Source organism: Aliidiomarina sedimenti (genome assembly GCF_003986955.1).
In the GTDB taxonomy this organism is placed as follows: domain Bacteria; phylum Pseudomonadota; class Gammaproteobacteria; order Enterobacterales; family Alteromonadaceae; genus Aliidiomarina; species Aliidiomarina sedimenti.
This window is the reverse complement of record NZ_PIPN01000001.1, coordinates 347,143-372,254: the sequence shown is the minus strand read 5'-3', so window position 1 is coordinate 372,254 and position 25,112 is coordinate 347,143. Positions and strand designations below refer to the sequence as shown.

Genomic DNA, 25,112 nt, shown 5'->3' with positions numbered 1-25,112 from the left:
CCAGGCTGTTTACTAAGTAAGCTTAATTTCGATAATGGTTATCAAAATCCGCCTGATTTGTGCTTGGCTTACTGCTGGTAAACCAGCGCTTAAGCCTGCTCTTTGCCGAGCTATTTACCCAGCTCTTTACCCAGGTAAAGCCAGGTATCCAGCACGGTGTCCGGGTTCAGTGATACCGAATCGATGCCCTGCTCGACCAGCCACTTGGCAAAGTCGGGGTGATCAGATGGGCCCTGGCCGCAAATGCCGACATACTTACCACGTTTTTTCGCGGTCTGTATGGCCATCGATAACAGCGCTTTGACCGCCGGGTCACGTTCTTCGAACAGATGCGCGATTAAGCCTGAGTCACGATCCAGCCCTAAGGTTAGCTGAGTAAGGTCGTTTGAACCAATCGAAAAACCATCAAAGATATCGAGGAACTCATCGGCCAGCAACGCATTCGATGGCAATTCACACATCATAATCACACGCAGACCATTTTCGCCCTGAACCAGGCCGTGCTCAGCCAGGATCTCAATAACCTGCCGCCCTTCATCCACGGTACGAACGAACGGGATCATAATCTCGACGTTAGTCAGACCCATGCTATTACGCACACGCTTAATTGCTTCACATTCAAGCGCGAAGCAATCGCGGAAGTCTTTAGAAATGTAACGTGATGCGCCACGGAAGCCGAGCATCGGGTTCTCTTCCTCAGGCTCATACTGACGGCCGCCAACCAGGTTCGCATACTCGTTTGACTTAAAGTCAGACATGCGCACAATGACCCGCTCCGGCGCGAAGGATGCACCAATGGTAGAAATACCTTCAACCAGACGCTGAATATAGAATTCAACCGGATCACTGTAGCCCGCCATCATCTTTGTGATCTCAGCCTGCAGTTCGCTGCTTTGCTGATCGAAGTTGAGCAAGGCTTTAGGGTGAACCCCAATCATTCGGTTGATAATAAACTCAAGACGCGCCAGACCAACCCCGGCGTGCGGCAAACGGGCAAACTCAAAAGCGCGGTCAGGGTTACCCACGTTCATCATGATCTTCAGTGGCAGCGCAGGCATCGCACCAACTTCTGACTGAGTCACATCAAACTCAAGCTCGCCGTCATAAATCAGACCGGTGTCACCTTCAGCACAGGAAACCGTCACCATCTGACCGTCTTTAACTAAGTCAGTCGCATCGCCACACCCAACAACCGCCGGAATGCCAAGCTCACGGGCAATAATCGCCGCATGGCAGGTACGTCCGCCACGATTGGTCACGATTGCACTCGCCCGCTTCATGATCGGTTCCCAGTCCGGGTCGGTCATATCCGTTACCAGAACGTCACCCGGCTGCACCTGATCCATCTCGTCAATTGAACTCAATAAGCGCGCTTTACCCCGGCCAATTTTCTGCCCGATCGCGCGGCCACTAGCGACTACCTCTGATTTACCCTGCAAGGTAAAACGTTCAATCGACTGTGATGACTCGTTGGACCGCACCGTTTCAGGGCGCGCCTGAACAATGTACAGCTTGCCATCGTGACCATCTTTGGCCCACTCGATGTCCATCGGGCGGCCATAATGGTTTTCAATGATAACCGCTTGTTTAGCTAACTCTGCGATTTCATCGTCGTTTAATGAGAAACGACCACTGCGTTCGGCATCGATGTCCTGAGTTTTGACTTGCTTACCGTGACTGCTGTCATCGGAGTAAACCATTTCAATCTGCTTACTACCTAAGGTACGACGAATAACCGCTGGCCGTCCGGCCGCTAATGTCGGCTTATGAACAAAGAATTCGTCCGGGTTTACCGCGCCCTGCACCACCATCTCGCCAAGGCCGTACGACGAGGTCACGAAGACCACCTGGTCAAAACCTGACTCAGTGTCGATTGAGAACATCACGCCAGAGGCTGCTAAGTCACTGCGTACCATGCGCTGGATACCCGCCGACAGTGCAACACCACGGTGGTCGTAACCCTGATGAACACGGTACGAAATGGCGCGGTCATTAAACAATGAGGCAAATACGTGCTTAATAGCTTCCATCACCGCATCGATGCCCTTCACGTTAAGGAAGGTTTCCTGCTGACCCGCAAACGAGGCATCCGGCATGTCTTCAGCGGTAGCTGAGCTGCGCACGGCGAAACTGGCGTCTGCATTGTCGGTGGTGAGTTCGTTGTAGGCGGTGCGGATGGCTTGGTCTAAATTGGCTTGGAAGGGGGTATCAATAATCCACTGACGGATTTGTTTGCCAACTTCTGCGAGTTTTTTTACGTCATTGACGTCAAGGGTGTCGAGGAGTTGGTGAATTTTTTCGTTGATCCCGCTTTGTTCTAAAAACTCGTTAAACGCGTCGGCAGTGGTAGCAAAGCCCCCGGGAACCGTTACGCCAGCACCTGCCAGGTTGCTGATCATTTCCCCGAGAGAGGCATTTTTGCCCCCTACGCGGCCGACATCGTTCATACCCAGCTGCTGGTACCAAAGCACGTAATCTTGCACAATACAGTCCTTATTGAGATTTAATGTATGCGTGGTGAGTGGCGGCTATTTTACACGGTGTTCACCAACAAGTTAATATCTGTGTCACATTGACTAAGGATTTATACCCATGCGTACTGCGTTTTACATTTCTGATGGCACTGCACTCACCTCTGAAGCCTTTGGCCACGCCATGCTGTCGCTCTTTCCGATGAAATTTAAACACCGAACTTTGCCGTTTATCGATAGCGCAGAAAAAGCCACCCGTTGCTGCCAGCAAATCAACGCCGCCGCCAGTGAAGATGGCGAAAAACCGTTAATTTTCCACACCTTCGTCAATACTGAAATCAAACACATCATCAATCAGAGTCAGGGCATAAGCTATGACTTTCTTGATCATTACGTGGAGCCGATGGAAGCTGAGCTGGGTATCAAAGCACAGCCGAAAACCAACCGCACTCATGGTATTCATCAGGACTATAACTTTCGTATCGACGCGGTAAATTACACCCTGGACAATGACGATGGGGTCAGCACCAAAGAATATGGTCAGGCCGATATTATTCTGATTGGCGCCTCCCGCACCGGTAAAACCCCAACCTGCCTGTATCTGGCGTTGCAATACGGGATCAAAGCGGCGAACTATCCTATTACTGAGGACGACCTGGATAACCTGCAGCTCAGTTATGATCTGAAAATGCATCGCCACAAGCTATTCGGCCTTACCATCGACGTCGAGCGTTTGCAGTCAATCCGCCAGGAACGCCGCGCCAATAGCCGGTATGCCTCGCTTGAACAGTGTCAGTTAGAAATTAATCAAATTGAACATTTATTCCGTCAGGAAGCGATTCCATTTCTTAATTCAACCCATGCGTCAGTTGAAGAGCTTGCGGCCAAAATTATGGATGAAGCGAAACTGGAGCGCCACAGATACTAGGCTTTCCCACCCCATGGGTAGCTCCATAAAAAAACGCTGGCAAAATGCCAGCGTTTTTTTGTTGTAAGCGACTATTGCAGTGCTTGCCTCTCAGCGCCTTTGGCCTAGCCTTTGGCGTTAGTGCTTTCAAAGATCTTATCGGCCGAGGCCGCGACAAAGCCAGTATAGAGTTCACCGTCCGCCATTTCGTAACGTTTAGCAAACTCATAGAAACAGCTTGGGATCTCAGCAACTTTATCCGCAAAGGACACCGGAATACGGTCAGCCATGGTCGATGACTGCTCAAGATAGACCTCAGGATTTCCTTTGATCTCACCGCCTGCACTATTAAGGGTAAAGCCTTCCTCTTTCAGCTTTGCATTCACCGCCTCAATATCGGTATAACCAGGTAAACGATTAATGCTAACGGTAAAGTGGTTGGCACAAAAACCGAACGCGCTCATCCACGCGGCGTACTCACTCTCTTCCAGTAATTTTTCATACTGGGCGTGAGTCACCTGCCAATGCGTTCCGGAATACAGGAACTCCGGCTGTTCAACCACTGAGGGGTCAATAGACGCCACCATATCGGCGATCACCTGTTGCGTGTCCTCGGAAAATTCTTCTACCAGCAACTCACTGATGAAAATCTTGGGTAAGTCTTTGTTGGCATGCTCATAGTGCTTCGCACGCAGCTTTTTGGCTTCGAAATGGTAATCGCCATTTGCGAAGTAGCCCATGTTTTCAAACAGTTCAGCCAGTTTCTCCAAACGCACCGGGGCTATGTTAAAGGTTCTGAAAGCCACGTGATCGTTGATGATCTCAGCACCGCCGCCTAACACCTGATGGACCTTTTCGGCACTCGGTGTTTTGCCAATATAGTCTTGCCATAAGTTAGCGAAAAACTGCTCAGCGTCTTGCGACATGTTAATAATTCCTTGTTCTGTATGGGAAGCGGTGGGCGTTAGCGCCGCACCTGCTTTCACTGCAAATTAAACGCGGCCATTGCGTGCATCACGCAGGGTGTCCGCAATAAGAAACGCCAGTTCCAGTACCTGGTCGCCGTTGAGACGGGGATCACACTGGGTTTTATAGCGCTTAGCCAGGTCAGATTCACTGATTTGATACGCACCACCGGTGCATTCAGTCACATCCTGCCCGGTCATTTCTAAATGTATACCACCAGCATAGCTGTTTTCGGCTTGATGCACCGCAAAGAACTGCTTTAACTCACGAATGATTGCGTCAAAATTGCGCGTTTTAAGGCCGTTCTCAGCCTTCACAGTGTTGCCATGCATAGGATCACTCGACCACACCACCTGTCTGCCTTCGCGCTGGACGCGACGGATTAGGGCCGGTAGTCGCTCACCCAGTGCATCAGCACCCATCCGGGTAATCAGTGTGATCCGTCCGGGGACGTTGCCTGGATTGAGTACATCCAACAGCTTCATCAGCTCGTCAGGCTCCATGGTTGGCCCGATCTTAACCCCAACCGGGTTGTGAATGCCACGAAAGAACTCAATGTGCGCATGATCAAGCTGTCGTGTCCGCTCGCCGATCCACAGCATATGCGCGGAACAGTCGTAGGGTAACCCGGTCAGCGTGTCAATGCGGGTCAATGCTTCTTCATAGGGCAACAATAAGGCTTCATGCGAGGTAAATAACTCGGTCTCATGAATGGTCGGATGGCTCTGCGCATTGATACCCAGCACTTCCATAAAATGTAAGGTTTCAGAAATCTGCTCAGCGACCTGACGATACTTGTCTTTTAACGGGTTCGCCGCAACAAAACTCATATTCCATTTATGAACCTTGTGCAGGTCGGCCAGCCCGCCCTGGGCAAACGCACGCAGTAAGTTGAGTGTTGCCGCACTTTGGTTGTAGGCCGTTAGCATACGCTCCGGCTGCGGCTCGCGGGCCTCCGGGGTAAAGTCAATGCCATTGATAATGTCGCCGCGATAGCTTGGAAGTGTCACGCCGTCAATGGTTTCCATATCACTGGAACGAGGCTTGGCATACTGCCCTGCCATTCGCGCCACTTTGGTCACCGGGCATGACCCGGCAAAAGTCAGTACCACAGCCATCTGCAGCATGACTTTAAAGGTGTCACGAATTTTCGGCGCATTGAAGTCGGTAAACGACTCCGCACAATCTCCGCCTTGCAGCAAAAAGCCCTGCCCCTGACACACATCTGCTAAATGCTGCTGTAAACGGCGTGCTTCTTCGGCAAAAACCAGTGGAGGAAAGCTGCGGAGCTGGCCTTCTACCCAATTTACCTGCTCGCTATCCTTATAATTGGGTTGCTGCTGAATAGATTTCGAGCGCCAGCTGTTAGCTTTCCATGAGGTCATACTGCATTACCACCTGTTGTTCATGCACGAGTGCTTTTATATGGTTTTCCAATGTATAAAGAAGCCTTGCCAAAAGCAAGGCAACCGCTTGTATTATCTGGGGCGTGGCACGCTCAGGGTTTCCCCGAGACGTCCATATTGATTACCACCTAAACGCGCTAAGGGATCAATCGCCGTGGCATCGACAGTCAACCGCTGGCTACTGCTGCCGTCTGCTTTGGTAACTACTTCATTGCGGGCACACTGGTCCGCAATGTAGATATGCTCAACACGACCAAACACCATGCTCTGAGGAGCCCCTTTAACCGGTTGTATGTCATGCAGGCTGCAGCCAAACGCGACACTGCAGTCGGCCAGGCGTGGCATCGAAAAACCTTCAAAGTCAGTTAGTTGTAACCCTATCCGCTGCAATTCTGACTGCTCAGCTGGCAATGTCCGCGAGGTTTCTGTCACCGCTTCGGCGTGTCGAAACGATGGAATGTGCACAGTGAAGTACGGGAGTCGGGCAATATTGACCTTGGTATCTTTCCCTTCGCCCGGTGCTTTGTCACCGACCGAGAACATCAGTAACGCCGGGTCGCTGGATATCGCGGTAAAATAGGAGAACGGCGCCAGGTTATAGTGGCCGCTTTCATGCTCGGTTAAGACCCAGGCAATCGGCCTTGGTAGTAGAGTTTGTACCGTCGTATGGTAGATCTGCTCCGGGCTCATCGAATCCGTCGATAAAATCATTGGCCTCCTCCCCGTAACGCGGCAATGCGCTTTTCAATCGGTGGGTGACTCAGAAATAACTCGCTCTTCGCGCGTTTCCCCTTAATGCCGAACGCCGCCATACTGCTGTTCAGCTGTGAGTCGCGGCCGCCAGCTAAGCGCTGCAGCGCGCTGATCATCTTATGCGCACCGACTAAGTTTGCGGCGCCTGCGTCGGCACGGTATTCACGCTGACGGGAAAAGTACATCACAATGATGCTGGCTAAAATACCAAACAGAATTTCCAGTACAATCACAATACCGTAATAGGCAAAACCACCACCTATGGTCTGCTGACCACCCTGTTGATTACCGCGCAACGCATTGTTGATAAAACCGGCCACGACCCGGGCAAGGAAAATAACAAAGGTATTTACCACCCCCTGGATCAGGGTCAGAGTGACCATGTCACCATTGGCAACGTGACTGACTTCATGCGCCAGCACCGCTTCAACTTCGTCTTTGTTCATGCTTTGCAGCAGGCCACTGGACACCGCCACCAATGAATTGTTTTTACTCGCGCCGGTGGCGAAAGCATTCGGCTCAGGCGACTGATACACCGCAACTTCGGGCATTTTAATACCGGCTTTGCGAGCCTGTGCGGCGACCGTCTCAACCAGCCAGCGCTCGGTTTCATTACGGGGTCGTTCAATAACCTGAGCACCGGTTGAACGCTTCGCCATCCATTTGGACATCCACAGTGAGATGAACGCACCGCCGAAGCCAAATACCGCTGCAAATACAAGCAGCCCCTGATAACTGCCAAACTCCACGCCGAATACCGTCATCAGGATGTTTAGTACGACACTAAGCACCAGGATAACAGCCAGGTTAGTGGCTAAAAACAACGCGATACGTTTCATGCTCGATGTTCCTCTTAGTCAGGTTGCCCTCTTTGCTGCAAAGAGTGGCGAACAGGCTCTATATACTTCCGTTAATATGCGGCTTAAGTCTGCTAAATCAAGTCTTTGCCATGCTTAATTGGGGACGTTAAGCTAGTAGCTCATCATCAACGAGGTATTTCCATGTCTAAATTTGTCTCCCCACTGGCCAGACTGTTACTGATCAGCGCATCCAAAGCCGATAACACGCCCTACCTTGAACACGCCCGCAGCTGGCTTGCAGACCACTTCGCGGACCGTGAAGTGCTTTTTATTCCCTATGCCGGCGTGGGCATGTCTCATCAGGCCTACACCAGTAAAGTCGCCACAGCCTTGCGCCCGGCAGGGATCAATCTGCGTGGTATCGAAAGTTACAGCGACCCTAAAGCCGCTCTTGAGCAGGCGGATGCGATTGCAATCGGTGGCGGCAACACCTTCGTACTCCTCGATACTCTGTACCGCTACGGTCTGCTCGATGTGATACGACGCCGGGTTAATCAGGGCGTGCCATACGCTGGCTGGAGTGCAGGGTCGAACCTGGCGGGCCTTAGTATCCGTACGACCAATGACATGCCGATCGTTCAACCGCCGTCGTTCAAGGCCCTTGCGTTGCTGCCAGTGCAGATTAACCCGCACTATTCCGATTTCACGCCTGTTGGCTTCCACGGCGAAACCCGCGATCAACGACTTGCTGAATTCATGGCGCTAGACGGTCATACCCCGGTGCTGGCCATTCAGGAAGGCACGGCCCTGGACGTTAGCAATGGCCGCATGCGTTTACTTGGCAGTAAACCCGGCTACTCCTTTCATGCAGGCGTTAAACGCCCTATTCAGCCACAGCAGGATTGCAGTCAATGGCTGTAAGCACTGCCCGGCGTTCATCCTCAGTAAATTCAGCCTGCTGAGTATCGCTATGGTACGGCACATACGCCAGACAAGGGGCTGGCATATGTGCTTTCAGGTAGCTCAGGTTGTCGTGCAAATAATCCATCGGCTGCTGAGTACATTGATTCGCGACCCAGCCTATTAAACGTCCACCGTCTGCGGCAATGGCTTTAGCGGTCAGCAAGGCGTGGTTAAGGCAGCCTAGTTTCATCCCCACTACCAGGATGACATCCATGGTTTCGCTAACTACCCAATCACTCAAATAGTCATCGTCATTGATCGGTAACAGCCAGCCGCCCGCGCCTTCGGTGAGTACCAGATCGGGGTTATGCTGGCTAAGCTGGTGCAAATGGCTCGTGAGTGCAGCCGGTTCAATTTGCACCCCTGCCTGGGCTGCTGCAATATGGGGGGCGATTGCCGGTGTGAAGCAAAACGGGTTTGCCGCCTGCGCGGGCACCGCGATAGTACTGAGTTGGCGTAACTGCTCTGCGTCCGGGTTGGGTTGACCGCCACTACCAATAGGCTTGAAGCCTATAGTTAGTAAGCGCTCCTTCTTCAGATCCTTTAAAATAAGGGATGAAATGAGCGTCTTACCCGAATCCGTATCGGTGCCTGTGATAAAAAGTTTCTTCATTATGAGTTTTTCTCACCAAAATAGACAACAAAAAGCCAGTTTAGCAACGCGTTTAGCGACTCTGTTTACTCTTTATATGCCTCAATAAAGCCAATCTGATAGGTCAGCGGCAACCCTGCCACGCTGCGATACGCTTCGTAATCGGCGGCTAATTGTCGCCAGGTACCGGGGCTTAAAGTCCCTCCGTTGCGTGCGGTTGCCCCCACGCCCTTAATGCCCAGTAGCAGGGTTTTCAGATCCGGACTGTATACCGTCAGTTGTTCTTCAACACAGCGCCAGCGTGCCAGGCCCTGCTGTTGTGTCAGCAAATAACGCCAGTCACTCAGGCTCAATTGCGGGTTAGCACCGGGCTGACCGTCAATTGCCGTCCGTAACTGGCTAAGTGGCTGTAAACTGTCTGCCAGCACGGTGCTTATCAGAATCGGACTGCCCGGTTTGCTGACCCGAACCAGTTCAGCCAATGCCTCAGCAGGCTGGTGCGCCCATTGAATGGCGAGACTCGAAAACACCGCATCGACGCTGTTGGTGGCTAATCCGATAGCTTCCAGATCACCCTGAATGAGCGTACTGTTAGTCTTAGCTTCCGCAGCACTCAATACGGCGACCGCTTTGTTAACCATGGCTCGGCTCAGGTCGAGGCCAATGTAGTCACCACAATGGCCTGCCAGGGCCGGGTAATTAATCCCCGGCCCACAGCCCGCGTCAAGCAGACTGGGGTAATTCGTTGCACCCAGCATGGTTAGCATGGAGCTGGCCACCTGCTGTTGCAGTTGGTTATACCGCTGATAGCTTGTGCTGGCGCGGTCGAAGCTGTGTTGAATATGCTGCTTATCGATGGCTACCTGACTAAGCATGGGGAGATTCTCCGAGCGCATCTAAAACATGATCAAGCTGTTCGCGGGTATGACCCGAATTCAGAGTGAAACGAAGACAGGCCCGGCCTGGCGGAACTGTAGGCGGGCGAATAGCTGAGCAAAGAATGTTTTGCTGGCGCAACGCCTCGCTCAGCGCCAGTGCGCGTTGATTGCTGTAACAAAGCACCGGCTGAATCGCATGGTTGAGCAGGAGGTTGTTCTGTGGCGTGCGCCAGCCGCGCTGCAACAGGCCCTGTTTGAAGTGCTCAATATTAGCCTGCAAACGCTGTAGGTGCTCGGGCTCTGACTGCAGAATATCGAGCACTTTGCTGATGGCCATCGCCTGCGCCGCACTGAATGCGGTGCTATAGATATAATGCCGTGCGCTCTGCCAGATAGCCTCGATAAAGTCCTTATCACCAGCGACAAAGGCGCCGCTCATGGCAAAGGCTTTACCGAAGGTCGCACTGATAATCTCCACCTCATCGGCGGTGGTCATGCCACCAACACCTCGCCCACCCGGCCCTGTTACGCCAAGCCCATGGGCATCGTCAAGCCACAGCAGTACTTCGCGATGCTGACTACTCAGGCTGGCTTTGGTCTGCACACATTTCGCTAATGGGACTGCGTCGCCATCCATACTGAAGATGCCTTCACTGGCAATCGCGCAGGTCCCCCCGGACTGGCGTGACGCCCGCTTACACAGGCTATCCATATCGTTGTGGTTGAAGCGTTGCATCACAGCCTGACTCGCCGTACAGGCGTCATACATGGAAGCGTGATTGCGTTTATCAAATAGAAAGCTCACATCGTGCTCGGCCAGCACCGATACCACTGCATGGTTGGCTGCATAGCCGCTGCCCAGTAATACCACAGCGTCGCGCCCCAGCCATTCTGCCAGACGCTGTTCCAGCGCATAATGCGGTTGCTGATAGCCGCTGACTAACGGGCTGCCCCCGGATCCGGTGCCATACCGGGCAAGGCCTTGCTGATAGGCTTCAATCACCGCCGGGTGTGAGCGCAGTGAAAGATAGTCATTGCTGCAAAAATTGAGCAGATCAGGGTCGGCAACATTCGGCTGGCGCCAAAGGCCAGCCGCCAGCCGCTGTTGTTTGTTGCTTTGCAGCTTAGTTCGAAACCTGTCCATGCTGGCGCTCAGGATGCATCATAAAACAGTGGCTTACTCGCCGGTTGCCGACTTGCCTGAATCGCTTCTTCAGCCACCGCGGTATGAACTTCATCGGAATAGTCCTGACGAGCTTCAGGTGTGATCCCAAGGCGTTCGAACAATTTCTGATCGCGTTCTGCGTCTGGATTCGACGTGGTCAGTAGCTTTTCCCCGTAGAAAATCGAGTTCGCTCCGGCCATAAAGCACAACGCCTGCATTTGTTCGTTCATTTCCTCGCGGCCCGCCGACAGACGAACATGAGATTGCGGCATGAGAATACGCGCCACCGCTATGCAGCGGATAAATTCAAACGGGTCGAGGTCTTCCACATTAGACATTGGCGTGCCTGCGACTTTGACCAGCATGTTAATCGGTACGCTTTCCGGCGGTTGCTCAAGGTTCGCCAGCTCCATTAACAGGCCAGTGCGGTCAGCCGCCTCTTCGCCCATCCCAACAATGCCGCCGGAACAGACTTTCATCCCCGCCTGACGCACGTTGTCGAGGGTATTCAGCCGGTCCGCAAAAGTTCGGGTGGTAATAATCTGATCGTAGTATTCCGCAGAGGTATCCAGATTGTGGTTGTAGTAATCCAGTCCTGCTTCTTTCAGCGCCATCGCCTGCGGCGGTGACAGCATGCCCAGAGTCATGCAGGTTTCCAGACCCAAATCGCGCACGCCTTCGATCATTTTAATGATATAGGGCATGTCGCGATCTTTCGGGTTACGCCATGCAGCGCCCATGCAGAATCGGGTCGAGCCAATCGATTTAGCGCGTTCGGCGGCTTCGAGTACCTTTTCAACTTCCATCAGGCGTTCTTTTTCCAGCCCGGTATCATAGCGCGCGCTTTGCGGGCAGTATTTGCAATCCTCCGGACAGGCGCCGGTTTTAATCGACAGCAAGGTGCTGACCTGTACTTCGTTGGCGCGGAAATGCTGACGGTGCACCTGCTGTGCTTCAAACACGAGGTCCATAAACGGCTTGGCGAATAGCGCATCGATGTCAGCACGCGTCCAGCGGCGGCGAGTCGGTGGATTGGCTGATGAATCACTGGCGGATAAAGTTTGTATAGTCACGGCAATACTCTAATCGTTGGGTTGATTGACTGGTTGGCGTGCCCGGTGTTTAAGTCACCTTTGCACGACGCAATACTCGACTAGCTTAGGCATCCGCTTTACACTGTCAACCAAATGAAGTTAGCCAGGTTTACTTATGGTGGATATTTGTACAAATGATGATCTGCAGTTTGACCAGACTCATCTATGGCATCCCTACACATCACTGACCAACCCGCTACCCTGTTACCCCGTTAACAGCGCCAGTGGCGCAACCCTGATCCTCGATGATGGCCGTCAGCTGGTCGACGGCATGTCCTCCTGGTGGGCCGCTATTCATGGGTACAACCACCCGCAACTCAATCAGGCTTTGCAACAGCAGGCTACTCAGTTAAGTCATGTCATGTTCGGCGGTATTACCCACAAACCGGCGGTTGAACTGGCGCGCCGACTGGTTGCAATGACCCCTACCCCGCTGGATGCGGTGTTTCTGGCCGACTCCGGCTCGGTCAGTGTGGAAGTAGCGATTAAGATGGCATTGCAGTATCAGGTCAGCCGCCAGCGCAGTGACAAAAACATGTTACTGACGGTTCGTGGTGGCTATCACGGCGATACGTTCGCGGCGATGTCAGTGTGCGATCCGGTGAATGGAATGCATGGCCTGTTTCAGGGGGTGTTAGCGAAACACCTGTTCGCCGATGCACCGACACTGAGCCCGCAGGATGTGTGGGACGAAAGCGATATTGACAGTTTACGAACCTTGCTGGAGAACAATCACAACAGTCTGGCTGCAATTATCCTCGAGCCGGTGGTGCAAGGCGCAGGCGGTATGCGTTTCTATCACCCTACTTATCTCAAACGGGTGCGCGAGCTATGTGACCAGTACGATGTGTTATTAATATGCGACGAGATCGCCACCGGTTTTGGTCGCACCGGCAAATTGTTTGCCTGTGAGCATGCCGATGTAGTGCCTGACATTATGTGTGTGGGTAAAGCCCTTACTGGCGGTTATATGACCCTGGCGGCGACCGTTGCCCAGCGGCATGTGGCTGAGCAAATTGGTCAGGGACCTGGCGGCGGATCATTAATGCATGGCCCTACCTTCATGGGCAATCCATTAGCCTGTGCAGTTGCCTGTGCCAGCCTTGATATTATTGCAGAGGGCCACTGGCAGCACCAGGTCGCCGCCATTTCGCAGCAACTGGAGCATGAACTGGCGCGCTGTAAGGGGTTAACCGCGGTAAACGAGGTTCGGGTGTTCGGAGCAATTGGTGTAATAGAACTGGCGGAACCTTTAGAGATGGCCTCCACCCAGGCGTGGCTGGTCGAGCAAGGGGTCTGGATCCGGCCTTTCGGGCGCTTGCTGTATATCATGCCTCCCTACATTATTGAGCGGGATCAGCTGCGCCGGTTAACCGACGCCATGCTTGCACTGTGCCAGCGACTCAGCAGGTAACGGTCTGTGTTAGCTGATTCTGTTAACTGGAGATGGCACGCACAAAGTAAAGCAGGATACCGCAACCAGCCAATAACAGGAGGATAAGGTTTATCCAGATATGGGTACGGTGCATACGGTAAAGATACACATTGAGCGTCAGTGCCACTAAGGTGACTAACACACCGACGCTCATAAAAAACATAAACATATCGGCATAAGTGGCGTTCCAGGTGGTCTTAACTGAACTATCGAGGATTTGGTCGTAAAAATTGTCCGGGTTTGGCGCTGCGTAATGGTACATATAAAGCGCAACGATAAAGAAGGACCAGCCGACCAGGCTGAGTGTGCCAAGCACTTTATTAAGCTTGCGTAACCTTGCAGGTGATTGTTGCTTCATCATGAGTGTTCCATCCCACCTATTCCATTTAATGTCGCGTTGGTTATTTTTTCAATTCATGCCGTGCAATCCGTGTCATCCAAAACCGGTTCCAATGCTTTACCTTTGCCTGGTTATCGGCGCTTTGAGCAGTAAACTGAAGTAAGAGACGCTTTTTTGTTAAATTTCCATGCTTTTAGGCCCTTGCCTACTTGAGTCTAGCGCAAAGCGCGGTAACATAGCAGCCCAATTAAACGTATCCAGAATGTATAAACCGGAGTGAATCATTCATGCAATATGCTGCTGTTAAGGACGTTCTCGCTGGCAAGTTTGCCATCGGCGACACAGTAACCGTGCGCGGCTGGGTCCGCACCCGACGGGACTCAAAGGCCGGCATTTCTTTTGTTAATCTGCATGATGGTTCGTGCTTTGATGCCGTTCAGGCGGTCGTCCCAAGCGAACTCGACAATTACAGCAGCGATGTGCTCAAACTGACCACGGGCTGTTCGGTGGCTGTTGAAGGCACTATTGCAGAGTCGGCAGGCCAGGGCCAGGACTTTGAACTGCAAGCTACTAACGTGCATGTGTACGGCTGGGTTGAAGACCCCGACACCTACCCGATGGCACCCAAGCGCCATAGCATGGAATACCTGCGTGAATACGCTCACCTGCGCCCTCGCACCAATGTCGCTGGCGCGGTCACCCGGGTTCGTCATTGCCTGGCGCAGGCGGTTCACCGCTTCTTTCATGAACAGGGCTATTACTGGATAAGCACTCCGATTATAACCACCAGTGACGCTGAAGGTGCCGGTGAGTTATTCCGCGTTTCAACGCTGGATATGATGAACCTGCCACGCACTGACAAAGGCGAGATTGACTACAGCGAAGATTTCTTCGGTAAAGAAGCCTTTCTTACCGTATCAGGTCAGCTCAATGTCGAAGCCTTTGCCTCGGCACTGTCCAAGGTATACACCTTCGGTCCAACCTTCCGCGCTGAGAACTCTAACACCAGCCGTCACCTGGCTGAATTCTGGATGATCGAGCCGGAAGTGGCCTTTGCCGATTTAAATGATATCGCCCGACTAGCTGAAGACATGCTCAAGTACGTGTTCAAAGCGGTGCTTGAAGAGCGTGCAGACGATATGGCGTTTTTTGCCCAGCGTATCGACAAGGAAGCCATTACACGCCTGCAGCATGTGGTCGACAATGAGTTTGTCCATATGGATTACACCGATGCCATTGAGATCCTGAAAAACTGTGGCAAAACCTTCAACTACCCTGTCGAGTGGGGTGTCGATCTGCAATCCGAGCACGAACGGTATCTTGCCGAAGAACACGTTGGCGCACCAATTATCCTGAAAAACTACCCACGTGACATTAAAGCCTTCTATATGCGTCAGAACGACGACGGCAAAACAGTGGCCGCGATGGACGTACTCGCGCCGGGTATTGGTGAGATCATCGGCGGCAGCGCCCGTGAAGAGCGACTGGATGTACTGGACGACCGCTTAGCCGCGATGGATTTGCCGTTTGAAGAGTACAGCTGGTACCGTGATTTACGCCGCTATGGCACGGTACCTCACGCTGGTTTTGGTCTTGGTTTCGAGCGCCTAGTTGCCTATGTCACCGGCATGACCAACATTCGCGATGTTATCCCCTACCCGCGTGCGCCGAAAAGCGCTGATTTCTAAAGCAGCAAATCGGCAATACTGCACCACAGATAAAAGCCCGCAAACAACTGGTTGCGGGCTTTTTTACATCAGTCCGTATAGAGGTAGAACTCCAGCCCGCTTTCATCGCAATTATGCTTACGCGGACACAGCTCACAGTCCTTCATTACTTTTTCTGGCCAACGGGATTTATCCGCGTCTTTAAAGCCAAGGCGGCGGAAAAACTCAGCAGCCCGGGTGAGTACGATAACCCGGTTGATATGCAGATCACGGGCCTGGCCAAGCAAGAAGTGAACAATGGCAGCACCTAATCCACGCCCTTCCAGCCCTGGCTTTAAGCCGAGCGAACGGATTTCCGCTAAGCCAGTTCCATAGACATAGAGCGCGGCGCAGCCAACCACCTTATTCTCCACTTCAACCACTGCAAAGGTGTGAATGGCCTGCATAATATCGGCTTTTGGCCGTGGCAGATGCTCGCCTTTACCGGTCCAGTAGGTGATCAGCTCATATATTGCATCGACATCAGACAACCTGGCCTGGCGAACTTGTTTCAATTCAGCTTTTTGCGCGTTTAACTGAGTCTCTGCACGCACTAACGCCTGTTTCACCTGCTGCCGTGACGTACCACCAAGTGCATTACGTGCCTGCAAGCCAGCTTCCACTTCCAGTACCGGGTAGACATCCTCTGCAATCGCCGGGTTGATCTGTTGCATCTGCTCGAGCGGAAGCTGTTCCAGACTCACCCCTTTATCGATCGCCTGCAGCACCAGCTTACCGCTTTGCTCATGCGCATCGCGGAACGGAATGCCTTTGCTGACCAGATAGTCGGCTAAATCGGTGGCGTTGCTGTAGCCTCGTTTGGCAGCCTCCGCGGTGGCGTTGGAGTCGACGTCAATATGAGCCAAACTGTAGGTAATGATATCGAGGCTATTTTTCCATTGACTGACGCCATCAAATAAGGCTTCTTTGTCTTCCTGCAGGTCCTTGTTGTACGCCAGTGGCAAGCCTTTCAGCGTCATCAGCATCGCCTGCAAGTGGCCCGCAACGCGGCCACTTTTACCCCGTACCAGCTCAAAAACATCCGGGTTTTTCTTTTGCGGCATCAATGACGAGCCACTACTTATGGCATCGCCAAGGAGGAAAAAGCCCGCTTCACCGGAGGCATAGAACACCACGTCTTCACACAGCCGCGACAAATGGACCATTGACAGGCTGGCAACACTAAGACACTCCACTACAAAATCGCGATCAGAGACTGCGTCGAGGCTATTCTCACACGCACTCTGAAAGCCCATCTCCTGCGCCAGTGCCTCGCGATCAATATCCAGTCCGGTCCCGGCCAGTGCGCCACAGCCAAGTGGTGACTGATCCATGTGCAGGACAGCAGCCTGCAAACGCATATGATCACGTTCCAGCATCTCGACGTAGGCCAGTGCCCAGTGGGCCAGCAATACCGGCTGTGCCCGTTGCAAATGGGTATAGCCGGGCAATACCGTCGCCTGGTGGCGTTTAGCAAACTGGATAAGCGCGTTAATGCAGCTGATAAGAGAGGCCTGCAAAGCCTGGTACTCAGCCTTTAGCCACAGCCTGAGATCGGTCGCCACCAAATCGTTGCGGCTTCGCCCTGTATGCAGCTTACGGCCCACCGCGCCCAACTTGTCCTGTAACTTAGCTTCAATCCAGCTATGAATGTCCTCGGCGCGGTCGCGTACCGGCAAGTCCGCCGTTTGCTTGAGCTCCTCAGCCAGTTCATCAAGCCCCTGCAGCAACTGTTGGCATTCATCGGCATTAATAATGCCAGCGCCCTGCAGCGATTTTGACCAGGCTTTGCTGGCGATTATTTCATACGGTGCCAGCACATAATCAAACGGTAATGAGTCATTAAAACGGGTAAAAACCTCCGCCGAAGGCGCCGCAAAGCGCCCACCCCACATACTCATAGCTGACCTCCTTTGGTTTGCTGCAGCGCCCGGATCCGGCTCGGTAAGCTGTGCAAACGAATAAAGCCCGCGGCGTCTTTCTGATTATAGACATCGTCATCTTCAAAGGTGGCAAATGCTTCTGAGTAGAGGCTTTGCGGCGATCGTCTCTGCACCACGGTACACTGCCCTTTATACAGCTCCACCACTACGTCGCCGGTTAGCACCGCTGCCAGTTCGCCTGCAGCGGCAGTCAGTGCATGGCGAACCGGTGTAAACCAGTTACCATCGTACAGAACCTGGGCCAACTGATTGCCGAGGTACTTGCGCAACTGCACACTGGGACGATCCATCGTGAGCTGCTCGAGCCCCTGCAACGCGCGGTACCAGAGGGTTCCACCCGGAGTTTCGTAGCAACCGCGAGACTTCATGCCGACCAGCCGGTTCTCCACAATATCAATCCGCCCTACGCCGTGGGTGCCAGCCAGCTCGTTCAGTTCACTGAGCATGGAGCTAAGTGTCCCCTGGCGTCCGTTGACGGCATTCAGACATCCCTGCACAAAGCGTAAGCTGACCTCCAGAGGTTCGTCGGGTGCCTCCTTCGGGCTGTTGGTTAAGGTCCAGACTTTATCGCTCGGCGACTGCCATGGATCTTCCAGCTCCCCACCTTCATGCGAGATATGCCACAGGTTAGCATCCCGGCTGTACATTTTTTCTTTACTCGCGGCACAGGGGATCTGGCGCTCAGCGAGGTAATTGAGCAAATCTTCACGTGACTTGTAGGGCCATTCGCGCCATGGCGCAATCACGCTTAGCTGCGGCGCTAATGCTGCGTAGGTTCCTTCAAAACGTACCTGATCATTGCCTTTCCCGGTACAGCCATGCGACACCGCGTCCGCTCCCAGCTCCAGCGCAAGCTCGACCTGAGCCTGGGCAATCACCGGCCGTGCCAGTGCGGTACCAAGCAGGTAATCACCTTCATAAATGGCGCCTGCCTGCATCGCCGGAACCACCACCTGCTGCATCATTTTTTCTTTCAAGTCGACCACATAACAGGCTGACGCACCTGAGTTACGCGCTTTGTCTTCAATGCCTTCTAATTCGGCGTCGCCCTGACCCACGTCAGCAACGAAAGCGATGACCTCACATTGGTAGGTTTCTTTTAACCAAGGCACAATCGCCGAGGTATCCAGACCGCCCGAATAGGCTAAAACAACTTTGTTAATAGACGTGCTCATTGGAATTCCTCGTTCATCATAATGGTTAAAAGTGCTTTTTGTACGTGCATGCGGTTCTCTGCCTGGCGCAAGACCACAGCTTGCTGCTGATTCAGGACCTCACTGCTGATCTCTTCATCGCGGTGGGCCGGCAGGCAATGCATGACATGACGGGCACCAGTTTGCTTAAGTAGCCCGGCGTTGACCTGGTAACCGCTTAGCGCCGTTTTCTTTGCCTCAACCTCGCCGCCTTCCTCACCCATCGAGATCCAGGTATCGGTGTAGAGGACATCCACCGTGTGGAGTGCATCGACCGCATTGTGGGTTGTTACCCGGTGAGCCGGATACAACTGATCCAATTGCGCCTGAATTTCCTTAGTGGGCTGCAACGATGGCGGCGTTGCCACCTGCAACGAAAGGCCCATCGCCGCGGCGCCGACCATCAGCGACTGGCATACGTTATTGCCATCGCCCAGGTAGGCAACCCGGGTCTCGCTGAGGTCGTCGCCATAAAGTTCCTGCAAGGTCAGTAAGTCGGCTAGTGTCTGACAGGGATGATGCTGATCACACAACGCGTTGACCACGGGAATACGCCCCTGGCTTAAGGCCTTCAGAGTCGCATGCTGGTAGACCCGGGCCACAATGGCATGGGTCCAGCAACCCAGATTATTGGCGATGTCCTGAACCGTTTCGCGTGAACCAGGGCCAACCTGCTTACTATCGAGGTAAATAGCCTGGCCGCCTAACTGATAGATCCCCACGTCAAAGCTAACCCGGGTGCGCAGGCTCGGCTTTTCAAACAACAGTGCGATACTTTTACCACGCAGACAATTCGCGTACGCGGCCGGTTCTGCTTTCATCTGTCTGGCCAAATCGAGGACATCCCGGATATCGGCTGGCGACAGATCAAGCAGTGATAAACAGTGTTTAGACTGCATTGAAGTTCCTTGAATTAAAATAAATTGGATTAAGCTGACGCTGAATCGTCGAGAACGATCCGGCTGGCCAGAGCCTGGCCATTGAGGATGGCGGTAAGCGGCGCCTGGCTATACCAGGCCGCTACCGCGGTGCTTCGTCGGGAGAGCTGAGCAGCCTGCAGCGCTGCTTCCAGTTTTACTTTCATGCCATCATGGACCACATTGCTGTCGATCAGCGCCTGCGCCTGCAGCGGTGTAACATCAGTCACCGGGTTGCCCTGCTGGTCAAGAATGGCATCCACATCAGTCAGCAACAGCAGATCAGCTTCCAGCACGGCGGCAACTGCCGCTGCCGCAAGATCCGCGTTGACGTTAACCAACTGGCCGCTGGCCAGCATCCCCACGGAACTCACCACGGGCAGCAAACCGGCATCTAACAAGGTCGTCAGATACCCTGCATTGCTCTGCGCGATGTCGGGTATGCCCACAGCACCACGGGCAGTGTCCTCAACCAGGCGACACCAATGGGCGTCGGCTAACGACATACCACAAGCCGGTGTTCCTAACGCATTGATGGTAGCAACCAGCTGACTATTGAGCGCACCAGCTAAGGCCCCTGCCACCACTGGCATGTCGCTCGCCTGAGTGACTCTGAGTCCCTGGTTTTTAACCACCGGACGCTCGAAACGTTGCAGCCAGGCATCGATCAGATCACCGCCGCCATGCACCAGCACAGTAGGACGGGTCTGGTGAGTTGCTGCCAGCCTGGTTAACAGCGATTCCAGGGCCGCCAGATCGTTCAGCGCCCGCCCGCCGATTTTGACAACTAAAGAAGGTTGCTTCATAGCAGTGCCTCCATGCTGTCAAATCCGTTGCTTAGATTAAATACCTGCACCGCCTGCGAGGCCGCACCTTTGAGTAGGTTATCCAGCGCAGCAATAATGACCACTTTACGGCCAACAACCTGCACGTAGAGATCGCAAAATGGGGTATGTGCGACATCATCGATCTTTGCTGGCTGATCGCGCAGCCGAATCGCCGGCTGATGACCATAGGCCTGCTGGTACAACGCCTCTACCACCGCCTTGTCCGGGACACGGCCGTCCGGGTCGGCTTTCAGCGTTACCACAGCGGTCGCCACGATACCGCGCTTAAAATTACCCAACTGAGGGACAAATATCAGTTCACAGTTCAGGTTTTGCTCAAGCTCAATCTGATGACGATGGGTCAGCACAGCATAGGGCTGCAAGCTTACTTCGCAGAAACTAGTGGTCAGAGATGCTTTGCGACCTGCGCCGGACACACCGCTTACTGCGGTCACAACCGGCATCTGGGCTGAATCGCAGAGACCACTTTGCAACAACGGGGCAAGCGCAAGTGTTGCAGCGGTGGGATAACAACCGGGGAGACTTTGCAAAGGCGCATCGTAGGCTGCGCTGGATTGATTCAGCTCAGGCAGCGCATAGTTGGCAGCAGCGAGCAACTCGGGGTGCGTGTGCTCGAAACCATAATAAAGTGGATAGTTATTCACATCGTTGAGACGGAACGCGCCGGACAGATCGTACACCCGACAGCCCTGTTGTAACAGCAAGGGAGCCAGATAAACGCTTGCTTCATGGGGTAGCGCGAGGAAAACACTATCCACTGCAGAAGCGGCCTCGGCTATCAGGCTGTCACACCATGGCTCTACCATCAGCTCGAGCTGGCCGCTTAATTCTGGATAGAGTTTGTTTATTTCAACCGGCGAGGATCCTGCGGAACTAAAGGCACCAGCAATGTTCACCGAGGGATGTCGCGCCAGGATGCGACACAAGGCCGCACCACTATAACCACTGGCACCTAAAACCCAAACCTGATGAGACTGTTGCATGCGTACTCCCGACTAGCTGCGCATTGTTTAAACCAATGGCAGCAGAATACGGGATACAAATGCAGCTGTAAAGAATTTTTATTCAGTTATTTGATATTAATATTCACTTTATTCATCCAGCTTCAGTGTCGTCCATTGCAACAGCGCGGCTTCTCGTTCAGGTTTGATCGGGGTCGGTACAGCGGGGGTGCCAACATAGAGGAAGCCAACCAGATCATTATCGCTACGAATACCAAGCCCTTTTTTAACCACTGTCGATTCAGCGTAGGGCCCGGTGCGCCAGATAGCGCCATAGTCCAGCGCAAAGCAAGCCTGCTGCATCGCCATAGTTGCGCATGCCGCACTGGCAAACTGTTCTTGCCGTGGCACCGCAGGATGTTCCTTATAATCCGTGCTAACGACAATGATCAACGGCGCTCGTAACGGTAGCTGCCCCGCGCGTTCCCGATCGCGAAGGTTAAAACCACTCTCCTGCTCGCAGGCTCGCTGAAATAGCAGACCTAAGTTGACCAGTTCATCACCGCCCACCAACTGGCAGCGAAACGGCAGCAAATTCATATGATCGGGCACCCGCAATGCAGCCCGTTGAATAAGTTGCAACGCCGCCTCATCCGGAGCCGGCGCAATCAAACGAGGCATTGAGGAGCGCTGGGTCAGTAAGTCTATCGCCTGCATGGGAATCTACCTTGGTAACTAGCTTCGGAAAGCCGCAAACATAGCATAAACGAAGTCTTTTGTTACAAAGTTTAAGCTGTACTAAAGGTCTAAGTTGGTTACCATAGACCCCCTTATTTTTACTTGTCAGGCCTCACAGGCGGATTCTTATGAAATTATTGCGCAACCTCTTGAGCAAGCTGTGGCGAATCATTAACGCCACGCGAATTGTTTTACTTAACGTAATCTTCTTTGTTCTTTTGATTCTCTTTATTGCGGTGTTAAGTACCGGTGAGAATATCCCTGAAGTGCCTGAAGATGGCCTGCTGGTAATAAACCCGCATGGCATCCTGGTTGAAGAAGAAACCTATGTTGCGCCTTTCGATATATTTTTCCAGGAAGCTTTTAACAGCGGCCCCGAAATTCCTGAAGTGAATGTTCATCATTTAGTCGCCACTATTAATGAAGCGATTAACGATGAACGGATTGGCGGGATTGTCCTCGACCTGCGCCACTTTTCAGGTGGCGGGCTGAGTAAAATGCAAATGGTCGGCGAACGACTGAATGCGTTTCGTGAAAGTGGCCGCCCAGTCTTTGCAGTCGGCGACTATTACACGCAGAGCCAGTACTACCTGGCAAGCCACGCCGACACTCTGTACCTGAATCCAATGGGTGCGGTCAATATCGAAGGTTTCCATTACTATCAGATGTATTTCAAGAATCTGCTGGAAAAACTTAAGATCAACCAGCACATTTTTCAGGTTGGCCAATATAAGTCGGCGGTCGAGCCTTTCATGCGCGAAGACATGTCCGCCGAAGCCCGGGAAGCGAACCAGGCCTGGTTAAACGAGCTATGGACACAGTATCTTAACGGTGTTCAGTTGCATCGTGACATCGCCCCTGAAATTGCCTCAGGTCGGATTGAAGACTTCATGCGGGTGTTTGAGCGCGCTGGCAACGATCAGGCCCAGATGGCTTTAGACAGCGGTCTGGTTGACCGACTGGCAAGCCGCGAGGAAATGCGGGTTGATTTAATCAATATGGCAGGGCTGGATACGGACAAGAATACCTATCGCCATATTACGCTCGAGGACTACCAGCACGCGTTACGTGCTGCCCAGCGCCCACAAATCGGTGAAACCGGGCAACCGGAAGTTGCGGTTATTGTCGGCCGTGGCGCGATCATGGACGGCTCACGTCGCGCCGGCGAGATTGGTGGCGATAGTCTGGCCGCTGAACTTCGTGAAGCTCGCCTCGATGATAATGTGAAAGCTGTTGTGTTGCGCATTGATAGCCCAGGTGGCAGTGCCTTTGCGTCAGAGATTATTCGTCAGGAAATCGTCGAACTGCGTGAAGCCGGTAAACCAGTGGTAGCCTCGATGAGCTCTACTGCGGCGTCAGGCGGCTATTGGATCGCAGCAGGTGCCGATGAAATCATTGCAGCACCGACCACAATTACCGGCTCGATTGGTGTCTTTGGCCTGTTCCTTACGTTCGAAGACAGCCTTGAGCATATCGGCGTGAATATGGACGGTCTGTCGACCACTGAAATGCCCTACTTCAACACGGCTAAACAACTTGAGCCAGCTGCTGAGCAGCTCATTCAGAACTCGATTGAGCAAGTGTATCAGCAATTTTTAACCCTGGTTGCGGATGCTCGCAACATGACAACCGCTGAAGTTCATGAGGTTGCCCAGGGCCGTGTCTGGACCGGACAGGCAGCACTGGATCTGGGCCTGGTCGACGCGCTGGGTGAAATTGATTCGGCAATTGCCCGGGTTGCTGAGTTAGCCGAGCTGGAAGCGGACAGTTTTAAAGTGAGCTGGCCTGAAACCCACCTTAGCCCTGCAGAAGCCTTCGTGGCTGAAATGTTTGGTACTGCAATGACCTGGTTGCCAGAACGCGAAACAGCAGTTCAACCATCAGGTCTGGCCGAAAAAGCGTTGCTGCAAGTGTGGCAAGATGTGAAAATCCTCAACCAGTTTAATGATCAGGAAGGCGTTTATATGCGCTGCCTGCAATGTAAGGTTGACTAGTGACTTCACAGACTTCTCGTAAGAAGGTTTATATCGCCTACACGGGCGGTACTATCGGGATGAAAAAATCGGCGCAGGGCTATGTCCCTGCGCCGGGATTTCTGACCGAAACTGTAGCAAGCCTTCCCGAATTTACGCGTCCGGAAATGCCCGAGTTTGTCATTCATGAATACAATCCATTAATGGATTCGTCAGATATGGCGCCGGCTGACTGGCAGCGAATAGCCGAAGATATTCAGACTAATTATGCCCATTACGACGCTTTCGTGGTGTTGCATGGCACAGATACCATGGCCTACACCGCGTCCGCATTATCCTTTATGTTTGAAGATCTGGATAAACCCGTCATCATCACAGGGTCACAGATCCCGTTAGCGGCGTTGCGCTCGGATGGTCAGATCAACCTGTTGAATGCTCTGTATATCGCGGCCTACTACCCTATTCACGAAGTGACGTTGTTTTTTAATAATCGCCTCTTTCGAGGTAACCGCGCGACCAAGTCTGACGCCGATGGTTTCGATGCATTTTCATCTCCAAACTGCCCGCCACTGGTTAAAGCAGGCATAGAAATTGAGGTGCTGAACACCGAGCTGGCGCAGAATATTAAATCATCCTTACGGGTGCAGTCAGTGACCCCCCAGGACATTGGTGTGGTCACCCTGTATCCGGGAATGAGCCCCGCGATCATCGACAGCCTGGTGCAGCAACCGGTTAAAGCACTGGTTCTGCTCAGCTACGGCGTTGGTAATGCACCTCAAAGCGCTGGATTGCTGGATAGCCTGCGCCGCGCTATTGAGCAACAGGTGGTGGTGCTTAACTGTACACAGTGCTACAAAGGCACAGTGAACATGGAAGGCTATGCGACTGGCAACGCCTTAGCGGATATTGGCGTGATTAGCGGTCATGACATGACCATTGAGGCCGCTTTGACCAAACTGCACTATCTGCTTAGCTGTGACATCCGTGGCCATGACTTGAAAGCTGCGCTGGAACAGTCGTTGCGTGGTGAACTGACCAGTAATCCACCCAATAGACAGGAACGTCTGTTAAAAGACCATTGAT

The 25,112-nt window shown here is 53.0% G+C and carries 22 protein-coding genes; 6 read left to right on the top strand and 16 right to left on the bottom strand.

Annotated elements, in window-relative coordinates; genetic code table 11:
* Window positions 1-110: 110 nt before the first annotated feature.
* Window positions 111-2,483, bottom strand: coding sequence for a phosphoenolpyruvate synthase (gene ppsA / locus CWE12_RS01770; RefSeq protein WP_126787906.1), 2,373 nt, complete (start codon window positions 2,481-2,483; stop codon window positions 111-113).
* A 109-nt stretch (window positions 2,484-2,592) separates the two neighbouring features.
* Here ppsA and ppsR point away from each other — a divergent pair, with 109 nt between their 5' ends.
* Entirely contained in the window at window positions 2,593-3,399 is an 807-nt protein-coding gene (ppsR, locus tag CWE12_RS01765; RefSeq protein ID WP_126787904.1) for a posphoenolpyruvate synthetase regulatory kinase/phosphorylase PpsR, read from the top strand.
* A 104-nt stretch (window positions 3,400-3,503) separates the two neighbouring features.
* On the opposite strand, the gene CWE12_RS01760 is transcribed toward ppsR, so the two are convergent.
* From CWE12_RS01760 to htpX, 4 genes are all read right to left on the bottom strand, one after another.
* Window positions 3,504-4,304, bottom strand: coding sequence for a DUF1338 domain-containing protein (locus CWE12_RS01760; RefSeq protein ID WP_126787903.1), 801 nt, complete (start codon window positions 4,302-4,304; stop codon window positions 3,504-3,506).
* Window positions 4,305-4,370: 66 nt separating this feature from the next.
* Window positions 4,371-5,729 carry a class II 3-deoxy-7-phosphoheptulonate synthase gene (locus CWE12_RS01755; protein WP_126787902.1) on the bottom strand — a complete coding sequence of 453 codons (1,359 nt, stop codon included), beginning with the start codon at window positions 5,727-5,729 and terminating at the stop codon, window positions 4,371-4,373.
* Window positions 5,730-5,822: 93 nt separating this feature from the next.
* Entirely contained in the window at window positions 5,823-6,461 is a 639-nt protein-coding gene (locus CWE12_RS01750; RefSeq protein ID WP_126787900.1) for a flavin reductase family protein, read from the bottom strand.
* Complete coding sequence (gene htpX / locus CWE12_RS01745) at window positions 6,458-7,342, bottom strand: protease HtpX (protein ID WP_126787898.1); 885 nt, start codon at window positions 7,340-7,342, stop codon at window positions 6,458-6,460. Before htpX ends, CWE12_RS01750 begins: the two co-directional genes overlap by 4 nt.
* 162 nt (window positions 7,343-7,504) lie before the next feature.
* On the opposite strand from htpX, the gene pepE reads away from it, so the two are divergent.
* A complete protein-coding gene (gene pepE / locus CWE12_RS01740; protein WP_126787896.1) occupies window positions 7,505-8,224 on the top strand; it encodes a dipeptidase PepE in 720 nt (239 codons plus the stop codon).
* Here the strand turns inward: pepE and bioD are convergent.
* From bioD to bioB, 4 genes are all read right to left on the bottom strand, one after another.
* Window positions 8,187-8,879: a dethiobiotin synthase gene (gene bioD, locus CWE12_RS01735; protein WP_126787894.1), complete on the bottom strand. Its 693-nt coding sequence runs from the start codon at window positions 8,877-8,879 to the stop codon at window positions 8,187-8,189. The genes pepE and bioD overlap by 38 nt on opposite strands.
* Window positions 8,880-8,944: 65 nt before the next feature.
* On the bottom strand, window positions 8,945-9,733 hold the full coding sequence (locus CWE12_RS01730) for a methyltransferase domain-containing protein (protein WP_157981905.1): 789 nt from the start codon (window positions 9,731-9,733) through the stop codon (window positions 8,945-8,947).
* Window positions 9,726-10,880 (bottom strand): aminotransferase class I/II-fold pyridoxal phosphate-dependent enzyme, encoded by a 1,155-nt coding sequence (locus CWE12_RS01725; protein ID WP_126787890.1) that lies wholly within the window; start codon window positions 10,878-10,880, stop codon window positions 9,726-9,728. The genes CWE12_RS01730 and CWE12_RS01725 overlap by 8 nt, the downstream gene beginning before the upstream one ends.
* An 8-nt stretch (window positions 10,881-10,888) precedes the next feature.
* On the bottom strand, window positions 10,889-11,974 hold the full coding sequence (bioB, locus tag CWE12_RS01720; protein ID WP_420836624.1) for a biotin synthase BioB: 1,086 nt from the start codon (window positions 11,972-11,974) through the stop codon (window positions 10,889-10,891).
* Window positions 11,975-12,110: 136 nt separating this feature from the next.
* On the opposite strand from bioB, the gene bioA reads away from it, so the two are divergent.
* Window positions 12,111-13,409 (top strand): adenosylmethionine--8-amino-7-oxononanoate transaminase, encoded by a 1,299-nt coding sequence (bioA, locus tag CWE12_RS01715; RefSeq protein WP_126787888.1) that lies wholly within the window; start codon window positions 12,111-12,113, stop codon window positions 13,407-13,409.
* A gap of 22 nt (window positions 13,410-13,431) precedes the next feature.
* Here bioA and CWE12_RS01710 read toward each other — a convergent pair whose 3' ends face one another.
* Entirely contained in the window at window positions 13,432-13,791 is a 360-nt protein-coding gene (locus CWE12_RS01710; RefSeq protein WP_126787887.1) for a hypothetical protein, read from the bottom strand.
* A gap of 266 nt (window positions 13,792-14,057) precedes the next feature.
* Here CWE12_RS01710 and asnS point away from each other — a divergent pair, with 266 nt between their 5' ends.
* Window positions 14,058-15,458 carry an asparagine--tRNA ligase gene (gene asnS / locus CWE12_RS01705; RefSeq protein WP_126787885.1) on the top strand — a complete coding sequence of 467 codons (1,401 nt, stop codon included), beginning with the start codon at window positions 14,058-14,060 and terminating at the stop codon, window positions 15,456-15,458.
* Between the two features lie 68 nt (window positions 15,459-15,526).
* Here asnS and argH read toward each other — a convergent pair whose 3' ends face one another.
* From argH to CWE12_RS01675, 6 genes are all read right to left on the bottom strand, one after another.
* Window positions 15,527-17,377: an argininosuccinate lyase gene (argH, locus tag CWE12_RS01700; RefSeq protein WP_126787883.1), complete on the bottom strand. Its 1,851-nt coding sequence runs from the start codon at window positions 17,375-17,377 to the stop codon at window positions 15,527-15,529.
* Window positions 17,374-18,594, bottom strand: a complete 1,221-nt coding sequence (locus CWE12_RS01695) for an argininosuccinate synthase (RefSeq protein WP_126787881.1) — start codon at window positions 18,592-18,594, stop codon at window positions 17,374-17,376. Before CWE12_RS01695 ends, argH begins: the two co-directional genes overlap by 4 nt.
* A complete protein-coding gene (gene argF / locus CWE12_RS01690; RefSeq protein ID WP_126787879.1) occupies window positions 18,591-19,511 on the bottom strand; it encodes an ornithine carbamoyltransferase in 921 nt (306 codons plus the stop codon). Before argF ends, CWE12_RS01695 begins: the two co-directional genes overlap by 4 nt.
* Window positions 19,512-19,540: 29 nt before the next feature.
* Entirely contained in the window at window positions 19,541-20,335 is a 795-nt protein-coding gene (gene argB / locus CWE12_RS01685; protein WP_126787877.1) for an acetylglutamate kinase, read from the bottom strand.
* A complete protein-coding gene (gene argC, locus CWE12_RS01680) occupies window positions 20,332-21,360 on the bottom strand; it encodes an N-acetyl-gamma-glutamyl-phosphate reductase (protein ID WP_126787875.1) in 1,029 nt (342 codons plus the stop codon). The genes argB and argC overlap by 4 nt, the downstream gene beginning before the upstream one ends.
* Window positions 21,361-21,468: 108 nt before the next feature.
* Complete coding sequence (locus tag CWE12_RS01675) at window positions 21,469-22,035, bottom strand: nitroreductase family protein (RefSeq protein WP_126787873.1); 567 nt, start codon at window positions 22,033-22,035, stop codon at window positions 21,469-21,471.
* Window positions 22,036-22,184: 149 nt separating this feature from the next.
* Here CWE12_RS01675 and sppA point away from each other — a divergent pair, with 149 nt between their 5' ends.
* A complete protein-coding gene (sppA, locus tag CWE12_RS01670) occupies window positions 22,185-24,050 on the top strand; it encodes a signal peptide peptidase SppA (RefSeq protein ID WP_126787871.1) in 1,866 nt (621 codons plus the stop codon).
* Complete coding sequence (gene ansA, locus CWE12_RS01665; protein ID WP_275540972.1) at window positions 24,050-25,111, top strand: asparaginase; 1,062 nt, start codon at window positions 24,050-24,052, stop codon at window positions 25,109-25,111. Before sppA ends, ansA begins: the two co-directional genes overlap by 1 nt.
* Window position 25,112: the final 1 nt, after the last annotated feature.